Source organism: Methylobacterium phyllosphaerae (assembly GCF_001936175.1).
In the GTDB taxonomy this organism is placed as follows: domain Bacteria; phylum Pseudomonadota; class Alphaproteobacteria; order Rhizobiales; family Beijerinckiaceae; genus Methylobacterium; species Methylobacterium fujisawaense.
Map to the genome: position 1 here is coordinate 4,210,001 of NZ_CP015367.1, position 20,695 is coordinate 4,230,695.

A 20,695-nucleotide genomic window follows, 5' to 3' on the forward strand; every position below is an offset into this window, starting at 1 on the left:
CCGTATTCCGGCAGTTCGAGATCGGCGAGCAGCCGGTCGAGGTCGACGGCCTCCGGGGACAGGCCGAGCCGCCCGAGGGATTCGATCAGGCTCTCGATGGTCGGGCGGAGACGCTTGCGCGCCATGCGGTCACCTTCGGCAGAAGCGTCTCACGCAAACCCTGACGCGGTCGGGGGCGTTCCGGATCCGATCCATGCGCGGAACCGCGCCCGGACGCCACTCCGAAACCGTCCTTGCGAGCGCAGCGAAGCAATCCAGCGGCGCCACGAGCCCCAACGTTGCGCGACACTGGGTTGCTTCGCTGCGCTCGCAAAGACGGGATCTCACGGTTGCCGGGCCGCCTCGGCGAGCCAGCCGCAGAAGGCCCGCACCGCCGGATCCTCCGCCCGGGGCTCCGGGACGTAGGTGTAGTAGCTCCGTGCCGGCAGAGACGGGCCCGCGAAGGGCAGGGTCAGGCGGCCGGCCGCGACGTCGTCGGCGATCAGCCGCTCGGGCCCCATGGCGATCCCGAGCCCGTCGAGGGCGGCCTGGAGGGTCAGGTAGAAATGCTCCAGCGTCACCGAGGCCTGCGGCTCCAGATCGGGCACACCGGCCGCCCGCAGCCAGTCCGGCCAGACCCGCGGGAGCGTCGCCGCGTGCAGCAGGGTGTGCTGCCGGAGCTGCTCGGGCTCTGCGAGGTGGAGGCGCTGCAGCAGGGCCGGGCTGCAGACGGGGATACGGCGTTCGGACAGGAACGGCTCCGCGCGATGGCCCGGGCGCGTCTCCGGACCGCCGCGGATCGCGACATCGAACGGCTCCGCGAGCTGCGCCAGGGGCACGTTGGAGGTCGTCAGCCGGACCTCGATCGCCGGGTTGGCCACCTGGAAGCCGGACAGGCGCGGGATCAGCCAGCGCAGGGTGAAGGTGGCGAGCGCATTCACGTGCAGCAGGCGGGGCCGCCCGCGCTCGACCTGGCGGGCCGTGGCCAGGGCGATCCGGTCGAGGGCGGCGCCGATCTCGGTGGCGTAGGCGACCCCCGCCTCGGTGAGGACCACGCGCCGGTTGTGGCGCGTGAACAGCGGCAGGCCGAGCCAGCCCTCCAGCATCTGCACGTGCCGGCTCACCGCGCCGTGGGTGACCCGCAGCTCGTCCGCGGCCCGGGTGAAGCTCCCGTGCCGCGCGGCCGCCTCGAAGGCCTTCAGGGCGTTCAGGGGCGGCAGGCGACGATGCACGGGTCAGGTTTCCTCACGCGAGCGTCAGCATAAGGCGTTTGTCAGCCCCCCGCCAGACCGCCATCCTGGATCGGAACCACGAAGGATGGCTGGATGTCCGTCGCGTCCGTTCCGACCGCGTCTTCCGAAACCGCGTCCCCGCCGGAGGCGCGGCGCACCCTCCTGGCCACCGGGGTCAACCACGCCCTGCACGACGGCTACACGGACCTGATCTACGTGCTGCTGCCGGTCTGGCAGGCGGAGTTCGGCCTCGATTACGTCGCCCTGGCCTTCCTCCGGTCGCTCTACAACGGCGCGCTGGCGGCGCTGCAGATGCCGGCGAGCCGCCTTGCCCAGGCCTGGGGCGCCCGGATCGTGCTGGTGCTCGGCACCGGGCTCAGCGCGGCGGGCTACGCGATCGCCGGCGCCTCGGGCGGCCTCGTCGGGCTCGGGGTCGGTCTCCTGCTCGGCGGCGCCGGCAGCAGCACCCAGCATCCCCTGGCCTCGGCAGTGATCGCCCGGGCCTACGGCGCGGCGGCGCGGGGGCCCCTCGGCACCTACAATTTCACCGGCGACCTCGGGAAGGCGGCGGTCCCGCCCCTGGTCGGGCTGCTGCTGACCCTGTCGGGCTGGCGCCACGCCCTCTGGGTGATCGCCGGCGGAGGCGTCCTCGTGGCGGTGCTGGTCGGGCGCCTGCTTCCGCGTGAGCCGCAGTCACGCAGCGCCCAGGCGGCCGCCAAGCGGGCGACCCGCCGGGTCGCGGGCGCATCGCCGCCCGGCGCGGGGTTCGGGCTCCTCGTCGCCATCGGCATGCTCGACAACGCCGCGCGGCCGGCCTTCCTGCTCTACCTGCCGTTCCTGCTGCAGGAGAAGGGTGCGGCGCTGACCACGGTGGGCCTCGCGCTCTCGCTGGTCTTCATCGGGGGCGCCCTCGGCAAGGCGGTGTGCGGGCGCCTCGGGGAACGCCTCGGCGTGACCCGGACCGTGATCCTCACCGAGACCGGGACGGCGCTCGCGATCCTGGCGGTGATCGTCCTGCCCCTGGCCCCCGGGCTGATCCTGCTGCCGCTCCTCGGCGTGATGCTGAACGGCACCTCGTCGGTCCTCTACGGGACGGTGCCGGAACTGGCCCCGGGCGGCCGGGTCGAGCGGGCCTTCGCGGTGTTCTACACCTGGACGCTCGGCGGCAGCGCGCTGGCGGCGCCGCTGCTCTACGGACGGCTCGGCGACGCGGCCGGCCCGCACTGGGCGGCGGTGGCGGCGGCCGGGACGGCGCTCGCCGTGGTGCCGCTGATGCTGGCCCTGGCGCCGCGCCTCGGGGCGGCGGACCGGCAACGGGCCTGAGGCGTGGCGGCGGGGCCGGGGGCATGGGAACAGGAGCACGGGGACAGGATCTGCCCGCGGGGACGGCCCGCGCGTCCCGCCCGGACGCCGCCTCAGAGGCGGCCCAGGGTGTTGACCCGGACGGCCTCGGACCGGCCGTCCACCGCGACGTCCCGGATCTGCGCCGGCGCCACGCGGGCCGCCTGATAGACCGCCTCCGACACCACGGCCACGCAGCCGAGGGTCTTGGTCAGGCCCTGGAGGCGGGCGGCGACGTTGACGGTGTCGCCCAGCGCCGTGAAGCGGGCATCGGTGGCGTCGCCCATCTCGCCGACGATGGCGAGGCCCGCATGCACGCCGATCCCGTACCGGAGCGTGTGTTCCAGATCGGCCGCCAGCAGCCGGTTCAGGGTGTCGACGGCGTCGGCGATGAGGTCGATCGCCCGCAGGGCGTCCTGGGCGGCCTGCCCGGGCTCGGTCTCCAGGCCGAACAGGGCGAGCAGACCGTCGCCGAGGAACTGGTTGGTCGAGCCGCCGGCCTCCCGCACGGCGTCGCCGACCGCGCCGAGGAAGCGGTTGATGATGAACACCGTGTCGTAGGGCAGGCGCTCCTCGGCGAGCCGGGTCGAGCCGCGCAGGTCGACGAACATCGCCACGATGAAGCGCTCCTCGCCGGATTGCGCCCGGTCGAGCAGGTCGGCCTGGCGCATCCGCGGCTGCGGCGGCAGCAGCGGCACCACGGCCATGTCGGTCTCGGGCCGGAACTGGCAGGCGAGGCGCACCCCCGGACCGGCGGCGATGCGCTCCAGGACCGACCGCTCGGTGCGGCCGGGACTGGGCGCGCCGTCGCTGCCATCCGTCACCCGGATGCGGCAGGTGGAGCATCGGCCGCGGCCGCCGCAGACGCTGGCATGGGGGATCCGGTTGCGCCGGCTCGCCTCCAGCACGCTGGTGCCCCGGGGGACCCGCACCACCCGCCCGTCCGGATAGCTGAGCCGGATCGTGCCGCGCTTGACCTCGGCGAGGGTCCGCACGCCGCGCGCTGCGACCACCGCCGCCACCAGGCCCGCATAGGTCCCGAGCAGCCCGTCCCGGATGGCCGCGAGCCGCGCGACCTGATCGGGCAGCCCGACATGGACCGGCTGGAGGGCCACCGCCCGCCACGCCGGATCCTGCGCCAGGGTGAGGATCATGCGGCCGCCCTGCGCGAAGCCCAGCAGCGACAGGACCGGGACCAGGACCGCGAGCGCCAGCAGCCAGGGCGCCATGCGCCCGAAGGCGGGCTTCAGCCGCAGCCAGAAATACAGGCCCATGCAGCCGTGGATCCAGGCCAGGACCAGGACCGTGATCTGCAGCAGGCCGAGCGTCGGCGAGGCGATCCAGAAGGCGTAGAGTTCCTGCGCGTAGCCCTTGTCGAGCCCCTCGGTGACGAAGGAGATCCGGGTCGCCGTGATGTGGCTGATGAGGAGCGTCGGGATCAGCAGGCCCGAGACCAGCTGCAGGGCCTCGGAGGGCCGCCAATGGAAGAAGCGGGCCGCGTAGAGCGCCTGGAGCCCGAGCAGCAGATGGAGCACCAGGGCGCCGTAGAGCAGCGTCAGGCCGACGGGATTGAGCCAGACGGCCGTGACGACGTCGAGGCCGTCCTCCATGGCGTCGAGGGAGATGTTGCCCAGGGCGTGGTTGAGCAGGTGGGTCAGCACGTAGCCGAACAGGACCAGGCCGCTGGCCAGCCGGAGGCGCCGCAGGTTCAGGCGGATCCGCGCGGCTTGCGTGGCGGATCGGGGTTGCGCGCCCGCATCGGCGGATCGAAGCGTCGCGATCGAGGCTGTGCGCACCATGCTGGGAGGTCCGAGGAGATCGGTTCTGGGCCCGCCATTCACGGTCCCTCGTACCAGCAAGACTTCCGCCGCGTCCGATTTATTTCCAATCGCCGGCGATCCGTGGAGTCCCGGACGTGAGGATCGCGCGTATCGACCGCGCCGGAGACCCGATGCTGGACACCTTCTTCGCCCGCAGCGCCGCCGCGGTGGCCTTCGACCTGATCGGCGCCCGCCTGTTCGTCGGCGCGGCCGGCGGGATCATCGTCGAGACCGAGGCCTACGACAGCACCGATCCGGCCTCCCACAGCTTCCGCGGCCCCACCCGGCGCAACGCCAGCATGTTCGGGCCGCCGGCCCATGCCTACGTGTATCGCTCCTACGGGATGCACTGGTGCCTGAACCTCGTCTGCGAGCCCGGCAGCGCCGTGCTGCTCCGGGCCCTCGCGCCCACCGAGGGGCTTCCCGCCATGCGGGCGCGCCGCGGCGTGGAGGAGCCGCGCCTGCTCTGCGCCGGGCCGGGCCGCCTCTGCCAGGCCCTCGGCGTCACCGACGCGCTGGACGGCGCGCCCCTCGCGGGGGCGCCGTTCCGGTTCGAGCCCCGCGCCGCGGGCGATCCCGGGGCCGTCGAGGTGGTCAGCGACCGGCGCATCGGGATCACCCGCGGCGCCGAGACACCCTGGCGGTTCCTGCTCGCCGGCTCCCGCTTCGTCAGCCGGCCGGTGCGGCGGGCCGAACCGGGGGCCGGGACCGCCTGAGGATCGCAGCGGCCGGAGCGGGATGTCCGGTCGCGGATCCGGGACGAGCCCGCGCGACCGGGCCGACGCTTCCGCAGGGGGGCGTCCGTCGGGTAGGACGGGGCCGAGGCGCGGGCGATCCGCCGGGCCTGGGCGCGCGCGGGGAGGGGCCATGGCGGCCAAGGATGAAGCGACGTGGCGGGTCGGCGTCCTGTTCTCCCGCAGCGGGGTGAGCGGCATCACCGAGACCGAGCACTTCCTCGGCACCGCACTCGCGATCGAGGAGATCAACCAGGCCGGCGGCGTGCTGGGCCGCCCGATCGAGCCGGTCTGCTACGACCCCGCCGGCGAGACCGACGCCTACCGCACCCTGGCCCGGCGAATGCTTGCCGAGGACGGGGTCGAGGTGGTGTTCGGCTGCTCGCTCTCGGCGAGCCGGAAGTCGGTGCTGTCCACCATGGAGCGGCACAACGGCCTGCTCTGGTACCCGTCGATCTACGAGGGCTTCGAGTACTCGGAGAACATCATCTACACCGGTGCGACCCTCAACCAGAACGTCTTCGCCCTGGCCGACTACCTCCTGCAGGAGCAGGGGCGGCGGATCTTCCTGATCGGGTCCGACTACATCTACCCGCGGGAATCGAACCGGGTCATGCGCGACCTGATCGAGGCGAAGGGCGGGACCATCGTGGGCGAGCTATACGCGGCCCTCGACGCGGACGACGCGGCCCATGCCGCCATGATCGCGGCGATCCGCGACGCCGCGCCGGACGCGGTCTTCTCCACCGTGGTGGGGCGCGGGGCCGAGCGGCTCTACCGCGCCTACGCGGAATCCGGCATCGACCGCGCCCGCTGCCCGATCGCCAGCCTGACCCTGGCTGAGGGCCAGATCCACGCGATCGGTCCCGAGCACTGCACCGGCCACGTCCTGGCGGCCCCGTATTTCGGGTCCCTTGCGAGCGAGGAGAACCGGCGCTTCGTCGCCGCCTTCCAGGCCCGGTTCGGGCCCGAGCGCCCCACCAGCATGTGGTCGGAGACCGCCTACGCGCAGGTCCATCTCTTCGCCCGGGCGCTCACGGAGGCCGGCACCCTCGACGCCGAGCGCCTCGGCGCGGCGGCCCTGCGCCAGCGCCTCGCGGCGCCGGAGGGCGACCTCGCCTTCGACGGCGAGACGCGGCACATCTGGCTCACGCCGGGCATCGGCGTCGCCCGGGCCGACGGGCAGTTCGACGTGGTCTGGCGGGCGCGCCGGCCCGTGCGGCCCGATCCCTACCTCGCGTGGTCCCGGTTCGAGACGAACTGGCTGGAGGAGGGTCTCGCCGCGTGACCGCCCCCGCCCGCAAGATCCTGGACGACCTGCGGCGCGCCCGCGCCCTCGTCATCCACCCCAAGGACGAGGAGGGCGCCGCGCTGCTGGAGCAGCTCGGTCGCCTCGGCTGCGCGGTCTCCCTGGCGTGGCCGCCGCCCGCCGCCCTGCCCGCCGACATCGACACGCTGTTCATCCAGCTCGACGACGCCCAGGTGATGCACCTGCTGCCGTCGATCGAGGCGCTGGAGCCGGCGGTCATCGCCATCGTGGCCTACGAGAGCCCGACCTCCCTGAAGGCGATCGCCGACGTCAATGCCCACGGCGTGCTCAACAAGCCGCTCCACCCGCGGGGCGTGCTCACCCAGTTCGCCCTGGCCCGCTACCGGCGCGGCTACGAGGGACGGCTCACCAGCAAGATCAACCGGCTGGAGGAGACCATGAAGGGCCGCCGCACCGTCGAGAAGGCGGTCCGGCTGCTCGTGGACCTGAACCGGATCGACGAGGACGCCGCCTACAAGATGCTCCGGGACCGGGCCACCGCCGCCCGCGTGCCGATGGCCAGCGTGGCCGAGAGCGTGGTCTCGGCCCACGAGGCGATGAGCGGTCTCGGCCTGCGCATCGCGTTGGCGGAAAAGACCTGATCGCAGCAGCCTGCCGCATTTATGGTCTTGCGGTCCGGTTCGGGGCGCGTATCGTAGTCTAACCGGGCAAGGTTGCCCCGCAGCAAGATTGCTGCATGACATCTCGGCTTTGAAGCCTCTGGTTCGCGGATGATCTTGTCCGCGCCCAGGGGCTTTTTGCGTTTTGGAGCTTTCATGATCCAAGCGAACGGTCCTGCGCGCCCGCCGATACGGGTGTCGTGCATCCAGTTCGCGCCGGACTTCGGCGCGGTCGACGCGAATCTGGCGCGGGCCTCCGATCTCGTCCGCGCGGCCGCCGCCGCGGGCAGCCGGCTGATCGTGCTGCCGGAACTCGCCAGCACCGGCTACGTGTTCGAATCCGCCGCGGAGGCCGCCGCCCTGGCCGAGCCGGTGCCGGAGGGCCCGACCACCCAGGCCTGGGCGGCGCTGGCCGCGGAACTCGGCGTGCACATCGTGGCGGGGATCGCCGAATCCGCCGGCGACGTCCTCTACAACGCCGCCGTGATCGTCGGGCCGGAGGGCTATATCGGCACCTACCGCAAGGCGCATCTCTGGGACCAGGAGAACGTGTTCTTCGCCAGGGGCGACCTCGGCTTCCCGGTCTTCGACACGGCGCTGGGCAAGGTCGGCGTCGCCATCTGCTACGACGGCTGGTTCCCCGAGACCTTCCGGCAACTGGCGCTCGGCGGCGCCGAGATCGTCTGCATCCCGACCAACTGGGTGCCGATGCCCGACCAGCCCGCGGGCGAGGCCGCCATGGCCAACACCCTGCACCGGGCCGCCGCCCATGTGAACGGCCTCTTCATCGCCTGCGCCGACCGGGTCGGCACCGAGCGCGGCCAGCCCTTCGAGGGGCAGAGCCTGATCGTCGGCCCCAAGGGCTGGCCGCTCGCCGGCCCGGCGAGCCGCGACCGGACCGAGACCCTCTCGGCGCTGGTCGATCTCGACGCGGCCGGCCGCAAGGACCTGAACCGGTTCAATTCGCTCCTGCGCGACCGCCGCACCGACATCTACGGCTGAGCCGAGATCCGTAACCCTTCCCGTCCGTCCCAAGGAGTTCGTTCATGGTGAAATGGTCCCTCGCCGGCGCCGCGGCGCTCGCCCTCGCCGCCACGGCCGCGCAGGCCGCCGACGGCAAGCCGATCGTCATCGGCATCCCGATCGGCCTGTCGGGCGCCAACAGCGTCGTCGCCCCCTCGGTGGTGCAGTCGGCCGAACTCGCCGTGGAGGAGATCAACGCCAAGGGCGGCGTGCTCGGCCGCAAGCTCGTCCTCGAGGTCGCCGACGACGCCTCCGGGGCGGCCGGCGCCCAGAAGGCCTTCGACAGCCTGATCTACCAGAAGAAGGTCGACGTCCTGATCTCCATGGAGACGAGCGCGGCGCGCAATGCCGGCCTGCCCGCCGTCACCAAGGGGAAGGTGCCGTACATCTACACCTCGTTCTACGAGGGCCATTCCTGCAACAAGAACATGTTCGTGGACGCCTGGGTGCCGGAGCAGCAGGTTCCGCCGGTGGTGGACGCCTTCAAGGCGCAGGGTGCCAAGACCTACTTCCTGATCGGCAGCGACTACGCCTTCGGCCGCGGCATGCTGGGCTTCGCCAAGAGCTACGTCGAGAAGACCGGCGGCAAGGTTCTCGGCGAGGAATACCTGCCGATGGACGGCAGCGACTGGACCGCGATCATCTCCAAGCTGAAGGAGGCCAAGGCCGACGCGCTGATCACCTCGACGGCGGGCGGCGCGCCGAACGTGACGCTGACGAAGCAGCTGCGCGGCGCCGGCGTGACGCTGCCCTTCGCCAACCTCGCGCTGGACGAAGGCACCGCCAAGAGCATGGGCGCGGACGCCGAGGGCGTCTACCTCTCGGCCTCCTACGTCACCGGGATCGACAGCGCGGAGAACAAGGCGTTCCTGGCGGCGATGCAGAAGAAGTTCGGCGCCGAGCTGCGCACCCCGAACGACCTCTCGGTGCCGGAATACGAGGCGATCTACCTCTACAAGGCCGCGGTCGAGAAGGCGGGCGGGACCGAGACCGCCAAGGTGCTGGAGGCGCTGCCGACGGTAAGCTTCACCGGGCCGCGGGGCACGATCACCATGAGCAAGCAGCACCACGCGCCGCTGACCATGTATCTCGGCCAGATCCAGAAGGACGGCACCGTGAAGGTCGCCGGCACCTTCAAGGACGTCGATCCCGGCGAGCAGTGCCCGAAGCTGCAATGAGGGGCGGGGCGCGACGCCTCCCTCTCCCCGCCCGGCGACGATGGCCGCCCGTCCGAGGCGGACACCGACGCCGCTGAACGAGCGCGACGCGCCCCCTCTCCCGTGCGGGAGAGGGTTGGGGTGAGGGATCGGAGGTTTCGGGATCGCGCGCCCCATCGCCGCGCGGTCAAGGTCGAGACTCTCTTGGAGAGGCCGCATCCCTCACCCTGTCCCTCTCCCGCACGGGAGAGGGGACCCGCGCCCGATCCTGAATCCGCGTTGCCAAAGCAGATGCGTGGATCGGCAGGCCCGCACAGGGGCGCTCATTGCGCCGGGCCTCTGCCGCTTTCGCCTCGTGATGACGGTCCTTCAACCGGAACTCCCCGATGCTGCTCACCCTCGACATCCTGACCACCGCGGCGATCCTGTTCATCGTCTCGATCGGCCTCCTGGCGATCTTCGGCGTGCTCAAGATCATCAACTTCGCCCACGGGGCGTGGCTGACGGTCGGCGCCTATTGCGCGGTGGTGACCGCCAAGCTCGGGCTGAATCCCTGGCTGGCGCTGCCGCTGGCCTTCGCGGTCGGCGCGGCGCTCGGCGGTCTCGCCGAGCACTTCATCATCCGCCCGCTCTACCGGCGGCCGCTCGACGCGATCCTGGCCACCTGGGGGCTCGGCATCGTGGTCGGGCAGCTCATCACCCTGGCCTTCGGCCGGGACGTCCAGCTCACCCCGAACCTGCTGGCGGGCACCGTCGAGATCCTCGGCGTCGACTATTCCGCCTACCGCCTCGTGGCTCTGGGCATCGCGCTGGCGATCGGCACCCTGTTCGCGCTGACGATCGAGCGGACCCGGCTCGGGCTCTCGGCCCGGGCGGTGATCATGAACGAGACCCTGGCGCGCAGCCTCGGCATCGACACGGGGCGCGTGCGCCTCGTCGTGTTCATGATCGGCGCGGGGTTCGCGGCGCTCGCCGGCGTCCTGCTGACGCCGCTCACCAGCGTCGACCCGAACATGGGCGTCGCCTGGCTGATCGGCGCCTTCATGCTGGTGATGGTCGCCGACGCCTCGTACCTGGCGCTCGCGGCGGCCTGCCTCGTCTTCGGGGCCGCGCAGGTCCTGATCAGCACCTTCGTGAGCCCGATCCTCGGCAGCATCGCCATCGCGGTGCTCGCCGCCCTCGTGCTGCGGATCAGCCCGAAAGGTTTCTCCCGTGCTTGAGACCCTGCCCGTCACCGAGCGCGCCGCCGCGGCCCCCCGCCGGCGGCGCCTGTCCCGCGCGGCGCCCGTCGTGGTCGCAATCCTGGCGGCGCTCGCCCTCTGGATCGCGCCGCTCGTCCTCGACACCTTCGCGGTCAACGTCCTGACCCGGTCGATGATCTACGCGGTGCTGGCCGTCACGGTGGACCTGCTCTGGGGCTTCGCGGGGATCCTGACCTTCGGGCAGGCGGCCTTCTTCGGCGTCGGCGCCTACGCCACCGCGATGATCCTCACCGCCTACGGGGCGACGCCGCTGGGGATCGCCGCGGCGGTCGCGGCGGCGCTCGTCGCGCCGGCCCTGCTCGGCCTCGCGGTGGGCTGGCTGTCCTTCTACCACCGCTCGACCCCGCTCTACGCCTCGGTGATCTCGCTGGTCGTCCCGATCGTCGTGGTGCAGCTGATCTACGCGGGCGGCGAATGGACCGGCTCCAGCAGCGGCCTCGTCGGATTCGACGTGCTGCCCTTCGAGAGCGAGGGCTATTTCCGCCTCGCGGCCCTGTTCCTGATCGTCGTCACCCTGGCGGCCTGGATCCTGGTCCGGGCCGATGCGGGCCGCGCCCTCGTGGCGCTGCGGGACAACGAGGCGCGCTGCGCCTATCTCGGCCTCAACCCGCGGCGCCTGCAGATCCGGCTCACCGCGGCTCTGGCCGCCGTCGCGGGGATCGCGGGCTTCCTGTTCGCCAACGCGTCGGGCGTGGTCGCGCCCGAGAATGCCGGCTTCCTGTTCGGCACCGAGCTGGTGATCTGGGTGGCGCTCGGCGGCCGCGGCACGCTGCTCGGCCCGGTGCTCGGCACCATCGCCATCGACTACCTCGCGGCGAACCTGTCCGGCGACCTGCCGTTCCTCTGGCAGCTCCTCCTGGGCACGGCCTTCGTGGCCATCATCATCCTGCTGCCGGGCGGCCTCGCCGACCTCGTCGGCCGCCTCTGGCGGGCGCTGCCGGCGGGCCGGCGGGAACCCGCGCCGCCGCGCCTCGTCGCGCGGGCGGCCGGGACGGACGCGGCCGCCTCCGCGACCCCCATCCTCACGGTCGAGAACCTCGCCAAGGCCTACGGCGCCCTGACGGTGCTGGAGGGCATCGACCTGGAGATCCGGGCGGGCGAGCTCGTCAGCCTCGTCGGGCCCAACGGCGCCGGCAAGACCACGCTGATGCGCTGCCTCAGCGACGGCACCGAGCCCTTCACGGGGGCGATCGCCATCGGCGGCACCCCGATCACCGGGCTGACGCCGAACCGCATCGTCGGCCTCGGGGTCGGGCGCAAGTTCCAGGTGGCGAGCGTGTTCGAGAGCCTGTCGGTGGCCGATTGCCTCCGGCTCGCCCGGGCATCCCATGACGGCCTGAGCCCGGTCGGGCAGGCGGAGACGCTGGGCCTGCCGCAGGCGGCCCTCGACGTCCTGCGCATGACCGGCCTCGACCGCCTGCTGACCCGGCCGACCCGCCTCCTGTCCCACGGCCAGAAGCAGGCGCTCGAACTCGCCATGGTGGTGGCGCTGGAGCCGCGGCTGATCCTGCTGGACGAGCCCACCGCCGGCCTGACCAAGGCCGAGCGCACCACCATCGGGACCGTGCTCAAGGCGCTCACCGCCGGGGGAAGGATCGCCGCCGTGCTGGTCGAGCACGACCTCGACTTCGTGCGCGAGATCTCGTCGCGGATCGTGGTGCTGCACCAGGGCCGCCTCGTCCTCGACGGCACGGTGGAGGACGTCGTCGGCTCCGAGCTGGTCCGGACCATCTATTCGGGAGGTGCCCATGGCTGAGGCAGCGGGTGAGGCAGCGGCTGAGGCAGTGCGGCGGAGCGAGCCGGCGGGCGCCGCCCTCGCCCTGGAGGGGGTGTCGAGCGGCTACGGAGCGGTCTCGATCGTGAAGGGCGTGTCCCTGTCGGTGGCGCCGGGGGAGATCGTGGCGCTGCTGGGCAAGAACGGCATGGGCAAGACCACGCTGCTCAAGACCATCCTGGGCATGGTCGCCCTGCGGGGCGGCGCGATCACCGTCGGGGGACAGGCGCTCGCCGGCCTGTCGCCCGCCCGGCTCGTGGCGCTCGGCGTCGGCTACGCGCCGCAGGAGCAGCCCCTGTTCCAGGACCTGTCGATCCGCGACAACCTGCGCCTCGCGGTCCCCTCCGACCGGATGCTGCCGGAGGCGCTGGAGCGGCTGTTCCGTCATTTCCCGTTCCTGAAGGACCGGCTGGCCCAGCGGGCCGGCACCCTCTCGGGGGGCGAGCAGAAGATGCTGATCCTCGGGCGCGCCCTGATGCTGCGCCCGCGCCTGCTCCTCATCGACGAGATCTCCGAGGGCGTGCAGCCCTCCATGGTCGAGCGCCTGCGCGGCGTGCTCGACGCCGAGCGGGCGGCGGGCGTGTCCATGCTGGTGGTGGAGCAGCACGTCGCCTTCGCGCTGGCGCTGGCCGACCGCTACGCCGTCCTCAAGCTCGGCGAGATCGTCGACAGCGGCCCCGCCAAGGCGCCGGACGCGCAGGCGCGCGTCATCGGCCATCTGGCGGTGTGAGCCATGAGCGAACTCAACACCTTCTCGATCGCCGCCCGCTGCCCGCGGACCGGGCAGCTCGGCGTCGCGGTGGCGAGCGCCGTCCCGGCGGTGGGCGGGCTCTGCCCCTACATCCGCGCCGGGATCGGGGCCGTCACCACCCAGTCCTGGGTGAACCCCTACCTCGCCGCCCGCATCCTCGACGGGCTGGCCGGCGGGCAGGCCCCCGACGCCGCCCTGGCGGCGGCGCTCGCCATCGACGACCGGCCGGACCTGCGCCAGCTCGGCCTCGTCGATGCGCGCGGGACCGGCGCGGCCTGGACCGGCGCCGGCTGCACGGACGCCGCCGGACACCGCACCGGGGCCGGCTACGCCGTGCAGGGCAACATGCTCGCCGGGACCGGCGTGATCGACGCCATGGCGGAGGCCTTCGCGGGGAGCGCCGCCTGCGACCTCGACGAGCGGCTCATGCGGGCGCTGGAGGCCGGCGATGCGGCCGGCGGCGATAAGCGCGGCAAGCAATCGGCGGCCCTCAGGATCGTCGCCGGCGAGGATTACCCGCTCCTCGACCTGCGGGTCGACGAGCACGCCGAGCCCGTCGCCGAGCTGCGCCGCGTCCTGGCCATCGCCAGGCGGCAGCTCGTGCCGTTCGTGGCCGGCATGCCCCGGAAGGACGGCCCGGCCGGCGCCCTGCCGGACGACGTCGTGGCGATGCTCCTGAAAGCGCCCGCCGAGCGGCCGGGCGCTGCGGCCGATGGCGGGGCTGCCGATGCGCCCGACCTCCTGCGCGACGTCATCGGACTGCGCCAGGAGCCCGGGCGGGTCGCGCACCTGCTGAGGCAGTTCGCGCCGGTGCTCGCCGAGATCGCCCGGCTCCGCGACCTCGACCTCGCGGACATCCATCCGCCGGTCGTCTTCGATCCGACCTTGCCGTACCGCCGGGGGCCCCATGACGACCGCCGTGACTGACGCCCTCTGGCCGTTGCCGATCACCGAGCTCGCGCGGCGGATCGCGGCGCGGGAGCTGTCGAGCGCCGACCTCGTCGGCGCCAGCCTCGACCGGATCGCGCGCCTCGACGGCGCCCTGAACAGCTTCGTCCACCTCTCGTCCGCGGCCCTCGACGCCGCGCGCGCGGCCGATGCCGAGATCGCTCGGTCCGGCCCGCGCGGCCCGCTGCACGGCATCCCGATCGCCATCAAGGACAACTACACCACGGCCGACATGCCGACCCGGGCGGGTACCGCCGTGGAGGCCCTGACCTTCCCGGCGGCCGACAGCCACGCGGTGGCGCGGCTGCGGGCGGCCGGCGCGGTGATCCTCGGCAAGCTGCGCATGCACGAATTCGCCTGGGGCATGGTCACGCCGCCGACCCGCAATCCCTGGGACCTCGACCGGGTGCCCGGCGGCTCCAGCGGCGGCTCCGGCGCCGCGGTCGCGGCCCGCCTCTGCCCGGCCGCCCTCGGCTCGGACACGGGCGGCTCGATCCGGATCCCGGCCGCCCTGTGCGGGGTCGTCGGCCTCAAGCCGACCTACGGCCGGGTCGGCCGGTCGGGGATCGTCCCGCATTCCTGGTCCCTCGACCATGCCGGGCCGCTGACCCTGACGGTGGCCGATTCCGCCCTGATGCTGCAGGCGCTCGCCGGCCCGGATGCCGGCGATCCCGCCGCCAGCGCGGCGCCGGTCCCCGACTACACGGCCGGGCTGGACCGGCCGATCCGGGGCCTGCGCGTCGCGGTGATCCGCAACCACTTCTTCGACGCGGTCGACGAGGACGTCGCCGCCGCAATCGAGGGGGCGCTCCGCTTCCTCGCCGGCCAGGGCTGCACGGTCCGCGACGTCGCGGTGCCGTCCCTGCGCCACGGCCTCGGGGCCATCTACGCCATCGAGCTCGCCTCCTCGACCGCCTATCACGACCGCAGCCTCGCCCAGGGCCACGTGGCGGGCTTTGCCGCCGACGTCCGCGACCTCGTGGAGATGGGCCGGCTCGTGACCGGGCCGGACTACCTGCGCGCCGAGCAGGTGCGGGCCCTGATCATGGACGAGATGGCCGCCGTCCTGGCGGAGGCCGACGTGATCGTCGGCCCGGCCTCGCCGCTGACCGCGTGGCGGACGGACGAGTCCGCGGTGTCGCTCGGCGGGCGCGCGGAGAGCGTGCTGGCGGCCTCCTGGCGGCTGACCTACCCGTTCAACCTCACGGGCCTGCCCGCGATCGCGCTGCCCTGCGGCTTCGACCGGCGCGGCCTGCCGATCAGCCTCCAGATCGCCGGCCGGCCCTTCGCCGAAGCCGAGATCCTGCGCGTGGCGCACCAGTACGAGCGGGCGCACGATTGGTGGCGCCGGGTGCCGCCCCTGGTCGGCTGACGCGGCGGGCCGGTCCTGCGCAGCTGAACCGGCCCGTTGCGATCGATTGCACGCAACCAATACCGCCTCTCATCGCAAATAGCCGCGCGCTGTACAGAGCGATGCGTGTGGAACCCTTTTTCCGTGGTTGCCGTTGCTGGGTTCGATTGAAACCAGGAGGCTACCAATGCGCAACATCATTCTCTCGGGTGCCCTGTTCGCGGCCCTGTGCGGCGCGGCGAGCGCCGAGGAGACCACGGTCATCCGCCGCGACGGGCCCGCCGTCGTCGACCACCGCGACACCGTCGTCGAGAAGCGCGAGGTCACCACCGGCACCGTCGATTGCGGTTCCAAGACCGTCCACAAGGAGGACGGCATGGGCAACTCCAAGACCGTCCACAAGGAAGGCTGCAACTGAGCCTCCGCGGCCCGTAACGCCCTGACGAGCCTGGAGATCTCAGCATGACCAACAAGCTTCTTCTGTCGCTGGCGACGGCCGGCCTCCTCGCCCTTCCGGTGGCCGCCCAGGCGCAGGGCACCCTGCGGGGCGCGGCCGAGGGTGCGGCGGTCGGCGCCGATGCGGCCGGCCCGGTCGGCGGCATCGTCGGCGGCGCCGTGGGCGCGGCCACCGGCACGGTGGGCGGCATCCTCGGTGTCGACGACCGTCCCCGGTTCCGCAGCTACGTCCGCGACCGCGGCGTGCGCTCCTACAGCTGGGGCGGCCCGGTCCGGGTCGGCACCGTGCTGCCGGAGGACAGCGTGACCTACTACGACGTACCCGACGAGTACCGGGTGCGTCCGGGCTACCGCTACACCATCGTGAACGACCAGCCCGTCCTGGTCGATCGCGGCCACCGCATCGTCGAGGTCATCGACTGATCGGAGGGGCGCCGGGATCCCGGCGCTCCATCAGGCAGGACGGCCCGTCCGGCATCGCCGCGGCGGGCCGTTTCGCGTCTGCAGGGCGCGGCCCGAGACGAGAGGACGAGAGATCGCGCGGGCATGGGCACGGGCGCTGGAGACGAGGCGCGACGGACCCCCCCCTCTCCCGAGCGGGAGAGGGCTGGGGTGAGGGACGAGAAGGATCAGGATCGAGCGCCCCGTCGCCGGTCAGCCGAGGTCGAGACTTTCTCGGTAAGGCCGCACCCCTCGCCCTGTCCCTCTCCCGCACGGGCGAGGGGGGGGCCGCCGCGCCTCACCCCCGCGTCAGCGCCAGTTCCGGCAGGTGCAGGGTGATCCGGTAGGCGGACGCGTCGTGGCTGCGCGTCACGGTCGCTTCGAGCTGGCGCAGGGACATCTCCACCAGCAGGGTCCCGAAGCCCCGGCCCGGCCGCGGTTCGGCCACGCGGGCCATGCGCTCGCACCATTCGAGGACGAGCCCCTCTTCCTGGCGGTCCCAGGTGACGGACAGCGCGCCGTCGTCGGACCCGAGCGCGCCGTATTTCACCGAGTTCGTCGCCCATTCGTGCAGGATCATCGCCAGCGACGAGACGTGCCGCCAGTTGATCGCCACGAGGGGCCCCTCGATCACCGTGGGGACGTGGTCGCGGTACGGGCGCAGGGTCGCGCCGATCAGGCCCGCGAGGTCGCTCATGCCCTGGCCGTCGGAGGGATCGGCCAGGGAATGTGCCCGCCCGAGGGCCGAGATGCGGTCGCGCATGTCGGTGGCGAAGACGCCGATCTCCCGGTGCGTGCGGGCCCCCGCCGAGATCATGCCGCCGATGATCGCGAACAGGTTCTTCACCCGGTGGTTCATCTCCCGCAGCATCAGGTCGCGGGTCTCGGCGAGCGCGTATTCGGGCGAGACGTCGATGCAGACGCCGACGATCCGCTTCCGGTCGCCGCTCCGGGTCAGGCGCCCGTAGCTGCGGATGTGCCGCAGCGCGTGATCGGCGGCGCGCACGCGGATGCGCGCCTCGAACTCGTCCAGGCCGTGCGCCGCTTCGGCGAGAGCCGCCTCGAAGCCGGGACGGTCCTCGGGCAGCACGCTGGCCGCCAGGGCGGCGGTGGGGTGCGGCGTGTCGGGAGTCAGGCCGAAGATCGTGCCGGCGGTGCTGTCGACCACGACGGTCCCGGCATCGGGGCTGTATTCCCAGACGCCGATGCCTCCGGCCTTCACGGCCAATTCCAGCCGCTCCCGCTCCGCGGCGAGCTGGCGCTCCAGGGACAAGGCCTCGGTGATGTCGGTGAGCACCAGGGTGGCGCCGTCGACGCTGCCGTTCTGCAGGCGGTAGGGCAGCACCCGCAGGGAGAGCGTCCGGTCCCCATCCCGGGTGGCGACGCGCCGCTGGATCACCGAGCCGCCGGCGCAGACCTCCTGGGCGTCATGCAGGTATTCTAGGCCGGCGAGCCGGCTCGACACGTCGGCGAGGGGACGTCCCCGGTCGGCCGGCTGCAGCGGGAAGATCGCCGTGGCGGCCGTGGTGAAGCTGCGCACCTTCAGGGCGCGGTCCAGCACGACCACGGCGAGATCGGTGGATTCGAAGAAGTTGCGCAGATCGGCATTGGCGATGGTGAGCTGCTCGACCTTGGTCTTCAGCTCGTCGTTGACCGTGGACAGCTCCTCGTTCGTCGACTGGAGCTCCTCGTTCATCGACATCATTTCTTCGTTGGAGCTCTTCAGCTCCTCGTTCGTCGTCTCCAGCTCCTCGACGGTGGAGCGGAGCTTGTAGCGCGTGCGCAGCAGCTCCTCCTCCAGCGCCTCGACGTGGTCGCCGCCGGCATCCATCTCGATCAGGTCGAGATCGTCCGCCGCCTGGAAGGCGCCGGTGTCGCGCAGGACGAGCAGCATCGAGCCGTCGGGCAGGGGATCGCAGATCAGCTCCACCGGCTGGACGCCGTATTCCGAGCGGATCTCCACGTCGCGGACGACCACGCGCTTGCGCGCATCCCGGGTCTGGCGGAGCAGCGGCCCGATCACGTCGCGCAGGCCCGGACGGGCCAGGGTGATCGCGCTGCTGCCGCCGGTCCGCGTGACCGGGAAGTCGAAGTAGCGGCTCAGGCGTCCGTAGGCGGCGATGATGCCGCCATCCTCGTTGAGCACCATGCTGGGCGGGGCGTAGCGCTCCATGACGCGGCGCACCGCGACGGTCTCGTCGGCGATCGAGGGCTCGCCGCGGCGCTCCTCGCGCGCTCCGCGCCGGGTCTCGCCGCGCCGGGCGCTCCCGGGCAGGTCGATCGGGTATTGCGGCGCGCCCGGCGGCCGCTCGAACAGGCGGGCGTGCTGGTCGATGACCGGGAAGAGGTGCTCGAACCGGCTGACGCTTTCCGAGGGCCCGAGGAACAGGTAGCCCCCGGGCCGGACCGCGTAGTGGAACAGCGGCACCACCGATTGCTGGAGGCGCTCGTCGAAATAGATCAGCAGGTTGCGGCAGGACAGGAGGTCGACCCGCGAGAAGGGCGGGTCCTTGACCAGGCTGTGGCTGGAGAAGCGGATCAGGTCGCGGATCTCGGCCGCGATGGTGAAGCGCTCGGCATGGGGGACGACGTAGCGCTCCCGCAGATGCGCCGGGATGTCGGCGAGCGCGGCGGCCGGGTAGGTCGCCTCCCGGGCGATCTGGAGCATGCGCTCGTCGATGTCGGTGGCGAAGATCTGGACCGCCGGCGGCAGGCCGAGGCGGCGGGCGGCGTCGGCGAACAGCATGGCGATGCTGTAGGCCTCCTCGCCGCTGGAGCAGCCCGGGATCCAGACCCGGATGTCCTCCTCGGGGTCGCGGGTGCGCAGCAGGGGCTCCACCGCGCGCTCCCGGAGGAGCTCGAACAGCTCGGCGTCGCGGAAGAAGCGGGTGACGTTGATGAGGAGGTCGCGGAACAGCGCCTCGCACTCGGTCTTGTCCGCCCGGACGCGGCCGAGATAGGCCCGGCCGGACTCGAGCCCGAGGACGTGCATGCGCCGCTCGACCCGCCGGACCAGGGTGGTCCGCTTGTAGCCGGAGAAGTCGTGGCCCACCGTCGCGCGGATGACCCGGCAGAGGTCGTCGATGTGGTCGGCGACGAGGCGGGCCTCGTCGTCGACGGCGTCGGTGCCCCGGCGGCGGAAGAAGCTCGTGAGGCAGTCCACGATCTCCCCCGGCGGCCGCACGAAGTCGACGAGGCTGGTGCCGACCGCCGAGAGCGGCATGCCGTCGTAGCGGGCGGTGTCGGGCTGCTGCACCACGCAGACGCCGCCATGCTCCTTGATGGCCCGCAGGCCGGTCGTGCCGTCGGCCCCCGTGCCCGACAGGATCACGCAGGCGGCGTTGGCCTGCTGGTCGACCGCGAGCGACAGGAAGAAGTCGTCGATCGGCCGGCGCAGGCCCCGCGGCTGGACGAAGTGGGTGAGTTCGAGGACGCCGTTCTGGATGACGAGGCCCCGCCCGGGCGGGATGATGTAGACCTTGTCGCCCGCGATCCGCTCCCCGCCCTCGCACTGGAGCACCTCCAGCTCGGTCTGCCGGTCGAGGAGCTGTGCCAGCATGCTCTCGTGGTTGGGGTCGAGGTGCTGGACGATGACGAAGGCCATGCCGGTCGGCGGCCGGGCGCGCGCCAGCATCTCCCGCAGGGCCTCGAGTCCGCCCGCCGAGGCGCCGATTCCCACGACGGGTCCGGCGAAGGGCGGGGCCGTCACCGTCCCGGCGCCGTCCAGGATCTCCGAGGCCTCGCCTCCGGGGGCGTTATGGAAATCCTGGTGCATCGAGATCCGCGAGCGTGAGCTTGGCCTGCGCGACCGTGGCGACCGTGTTGGCGATCGTCATCAGCGAGCCCTCGATGACGAGCCCACTCTCCGCAAGCGTCGGGGTCAGCCGGCTCAAGGTCCGGCCGAGTTCGGTATCGTAGGCGGAAAGCAACTCGGGTTGCGAGCGGCTGACATCGAATTGGGATGCGAAAAGAAAGCGCACCTCGCCCGAGATCGCCTTCAGTTTGGACATGTACAGCAGATTGACGAAGGGCTTCCCGTCCTTGCGGAAATTCAAGATCGGCGTGCGCACAGAGTCCTGCCGGTCGTTCTCCAGGAAGGCGTGGATCTTGGCCCGCGCCTCCCGGTTGTCGGCGTCGCGCTGGAGGAGGCGGCAATTGCGCCCGACGACCTCCGCGCCCGTATAGCCGGTGAGCTGGTGGAACCGCGCGTTCACCAGGAGCAGGACGTTGTCGTCGGTCGCCGCGGCCAGCGCCAGGGCGATGTGGGATTTCTCGAAGAAGGTGCTGAGTTCGGCCGGGATGGTCTGCGTGTCCACGGTAGCTTCCCTGTCGCCTCCGTTCGGCGCGGCCCGGCCGGTCGCCCCGCGTTCGCGCTGCCGGCCTCGGCGCGGGTCGACATTCCTGACGCGCAACCGCGGCTGCCGCTCTCCAATTCGGGCACCGCGCTGAGGCCGTCCTCATGGGCGCGTCGGATCGGTATGGCAATGACGCCCGACC

The 20,695-nt window shown here is 72.4% G+C and carries 18 protein-coding genes (1 of these 18 only partly in view); 13 read left to right on the forward strand and 5 right to left on the reverse strand.

Going from position 1 to position 20,695, the window contains the following annotated elements:
* Both MCBMB27_RS19130 and gcvA read right to left on the reverse strand, forming a co-directional pair.
* On the reverse strand, positions 1 to 125 hold the beginning of the coding sequence (locus MCBMB27_RS19130) for a helicase-related protein (RefSeq protein WP_043759671.1). The gene continues 2,020 nt to the left of window position 1, outside the view; the window shows 125 of its 2,145 coding nt (coding positions 1-125); it begins with the start codon at positions 123 to 125; its stop codon lies off the left edge, out of view.
* Between the two features lie 198 nt (positions 126 to 323).
* Positions 324 to 1,211 (reverse strand): transcriptional regulator GcvA, encoded by an 888-nt coding sequence (gene gcvA / locus MCBMB27_RS19135; RefSeq protein WP_075381058.1) that lies wholly within the window; start codon positions 1,209 to 1,211, stop codon positions 324 to 326.
* A gap of 93 nt (positions 1,212 to 1,304) precedes the next feature.
* Between gcvA and MCBMB27_RS19140 the strand changes: the two genes are divergently transcribed.
* Entirely contained in the window at positions 1,305 to 2,534 is a 1,230-nt protein-coding gene (locus MCBMB27_RS19140; protein WP_075381059.1) for an MFS transporter, read from the forward strand.
* Between the two features lie 92 nt (positions 2,535 to 2,626).
* Here the strand turns inward: MCBMB27_RS19140 and MCBMB27_RS19145 are convergent, their stop codons facing one another.
* Positions 2,627 to 4,351: an adenylate/guanylate cyclase domain-containing protein gene (locus tag MCBMB27_RS19145; protein WP_075381060.1), complete on the reverse strand. Its 1,725-nt coding sequence runs from the start codon at positions 4,349 to 4,351 to the stop codon at positions 2,627 to 2,629.
* Positions 4,352 to 4,503: 152 nt separating this feature from the next.
* Between MCBMB27_RS19145 and MCBMB27_RS19150 the strand changes: the two genes are divergently transcribed.
* The 12 genes from MCBMB27_RS19150 to MCBMB27_RS19205 all read left to right on the forward strand — a co-directional run bounded on the left by MCBMB27_RS19150 (position 4,504) and on the right by MCBMB27_RS19205 (position 16,180).
* Positions 4,504 to 5,088: a DNA-3-methyladenine glycosylase gene (locus MCBMB27_RS19150; RefSeq protein ID WP_075381061.1), complete on the forward strand. Its 585-nt coding sequence runs from the start codon at positions 4,504 to 4,506 to the stop codon at positions 5,086 to 5,088.
* Positions 5,089 to 5,239: 151 nt separating this feature from the next.
* Positions 5,240 to 6,394, forward strand: a complete 1,155-nt coding sequence (locus tag MCBMB27_RS19155) for a transporter substrate-binding domain-containing protein (protein WP_043387289.1) — start codon at positions 5,240 to 5,242, stop codon at positions 6,392 to 6,394.
* Complete coding sequence (locus MCBMB27_RS19160) at positions 6,391 to 7,017, forward strand: ANTAR domain-containing response regulator (RefSeq protein ID WP_075381062.1); 627 nt, start codon at positions 6,391 to 6,393, stop codon at positions 7,015 to 7,017. The genes MCBMB27_RS19155 and MCBMB27_RS19160 overlap by 4 nt, the downstream gene beginning before the upstream one ends.
* Positions 7,018 to 7,191: 174 nt before the next feature.
* A complete protein-coding gene (locus MCBMB27_RS19165) occupies positions 7,192 to 8,037 on the forward strand; it encodes a nitrilase family protein (RefSeq protein ID WP_075381063.1) in 846 nt (281 codons plus the stop codon).
* A gap of 44 nt (positions 8,038 to 8,081) precedes the next feature.
* On the forward strand, positions 8,082 to 9,236 hold the full coding sequence (locus tag MCBMB27_RS19170; RefSeq protein ID WP_075381064.1) for a substrate-binding protein: 1,155 nt from the start codon (positions 8,082 to 8,084) through the stop codon (positions 9,234 to 9,236).
* A 365-nt stretch (positions 9,237 to 9,601) separates the two neighbouring features.
* Entirely contained in the window at positions 9,602 to 10,435 is an 834-nt protein-coding gene (locus MCBMB27_RS19175) for a branched-chain amino acid ABC transporter permease (protein ID WP_043387286.1), read from the forward strand.
* Complete coding sequence (locus tag MCBMB27_RS19180; RefSeq protein ID WP_075381065.1) at positions 10,428 to 12,233, forward strand: branched-chain amino acid ABC transporter ATP-binding protein/permease; 1,806 nt, start codon at positions 10,428 to 10,430, stop codon at positions 12,231 to 12,233. Before MCBMB27_RS19175 ends, MCBMB27_RS19180 begins: the two co-directional genes overlap by 8 nt.
* Positions 12,226 to 12,981 (forward strand): ABC transporter ATP-binding protein, encoded by a 756-nt coding sequence (locus tag MCBMB27_RS19185; RefSeq protein WP_075381066.1) that lies wholly within the window; start codon positions 12,226 to 12,228, stop codon positions 12,979 to 12,981. The genes MCBMB27_RS19180 and MCBMB27_RS19185 overlap by 8 nt, the downstream gene beginning before the upstream one ends.
* 3 nt (positions 12,982 to 12,984) lie before the next feature.
* On the forward strand, positions 12,985 to 13,929 hold the full coding sequence (locus MCBMB27_RS19190) for a DUF1028 domain-containing protein (RefSeq protein WP_075381067.1): 945 nt from the start codon (positions 12,985 to 12,987) through the stop codon (positions 13,927 to 13,929).
* Positions 13,922 to 15,322 (forward strand): amidase, encoded by a 1,401-nt coding sequence (locus MCBMB27_RS19195; protein WP_236952748.1) that lies wholly within the window; start codon positions 13,922 to 13,924, stop codon positions 15,320 to 15,322. Before MCBMB27_RS19190 ends, MCBMB27_RS19195 begins: the two co-directional genes overlap by 8 nt.
* Before the next feature lie 166 nt (positions 15,323 to 15,488).
* Entirely contained in the window at positions 15,489 to 15,719 is a 231-nt protein-coding gene (locus MCBMB27_RS19200) for a hypothetical protein (protein ID WP_043358016.1), read from the forward strand.
* A 44-nt stretch (positions 15,720 to 15,763) separates the two neighbouring features.
* A complete protein-coding gene (locus MCBMB27_RS19205) occupies positions 15,764 to 16,180 on the forward strand; it encodes a DUF1236 domain-containing protein (protein WP_043387275.1) in 417 nt (138 codons plus the stop codon).
* 316 nt (positions 16,181 to 16,496) lie between these two features.
* On the opposite strand, the gene MCBMB27_RS19210 is transcribed toward MCBMB27_RS19205, so the two are convergent.
* Together MCBMB27_RS19210 and MCBMB27_RS19215 are read right to left on the reverse strand one after the other, a co-directional pair.
* Positions 16,497 to 19,973: a CheR family methyltransferase gene (locus MCBMB27_RS19210; RefSeq protein ID WP_053610624.1), complete on the reverse strand. Its 3,477-nt coding sequence runs from the start codon at positions 19,971 to 19,973 to the stop codon at positions 16,497 to 16,499.
* Positions 19,954 to 20,514 carry a PAS domain-containing protein gene (locus MCBMB27_RS19215; protein ID WP_043387271.1) on the reverse strand — a complete coding sequence of 187 codons (561 nt, stop codon included), beginning with the start codon at positions 20,512 to 20,514 and terminating at the stop codon, positions 19,954 to 19,956. Before MCBMB27_RS19215 ends, MCBMB27_RS19210 begins: the two co-directional genes overlap by 20 nt.
* Between the last annotated feature and the right edge of the window lie 181 nt (positions 20,515 to 20,695).

Coding starts and splice junctions, on each gene's coding strand:
- MCBMB27_RS19200 (WP_043358016.1), top strand. CDS start 15,489: ATGCGCAACATCATTCTCTCGGGTGCCCTGTTCGCGGCCCTGTGCGGC.
- MCBMB27_RS19190 (WP_075381067.1), top strand. CDS start 12,985: ATGAGCGAACTCAACACCTTCTCGATCGCCGCCCGCTGCCCGCGGACC.
- MCBMB27_RS19155 (WP_043387289.1), top strand. CDS start 5,240: ATGGCGGCCAAGGATGAAGCGACGTGGCGGGTCGGCGTCCTGTTCTCC.
- MCBMB27_RS19210 (WP_053610624.1), bottom strand. CDS start 19,973: ATGCACCAGGATTTCCATAACGCCCCCGGAGGCGAGGCCTCGGAGATC.
- MCBMB27_RS19205 (WP_043387275.1), top strand. CDS start 15,764: ATGACCAACAAGCTTCTTCTGTCGCTGGCGACGGCCGGCCTCCTCGCC.
- MCBMB27_RS19185 (WP_075381066.1), top strand. CDS start 12,226: ATGGCTGAGGCAGCGGGTGAGGCAGCGGCTGAGGCAGTGCGGCGGAGC.
- MCBMB27_RS19140 (WP_075381059.1), top strand. CDS start 1,305: ATGTCCGTCGCGTCCGTTCCGACCGCGTCTTCCGAAACCGCGTCCCCG.
- MCBMB27_RS19175 (WP_043387286.1), top strand. CDS start 9,602: ATGCTGCTCACCCTCGACATCCTGACCACCGCGGCGATCCTGTTCATC.
- MCBMB27_RS19145 (WP_075381060.1), bottom strand. CDS start 4,351: ATGGTGCGCACAGCCTCGATCGCGACGCTTCGATCCGCCGATGCGGGC.
- MCBMB27_RS19165 (WP_075381063.1), top strand. CDS start 7,192: ATGATCCAAGCGAACGGTCCTGCGCGCCCGCCGATACGGGTGTCGTGC.
- MCBMB27_RS19150 (WP_075381061.1), top strand. CDS start 4,504: ATGCTGGACACCTTCTTCGCCCGCAGCGCCGCCGCGGTGGCCTTCGAC.
- MCBMB27_RS19170 (WP_075381064.1), top strand. CDS start 8,082: ATGGTGAAATGGTCCCTCGCCGGCGCCGCGGCGCTCGCCCTCGCCGCC.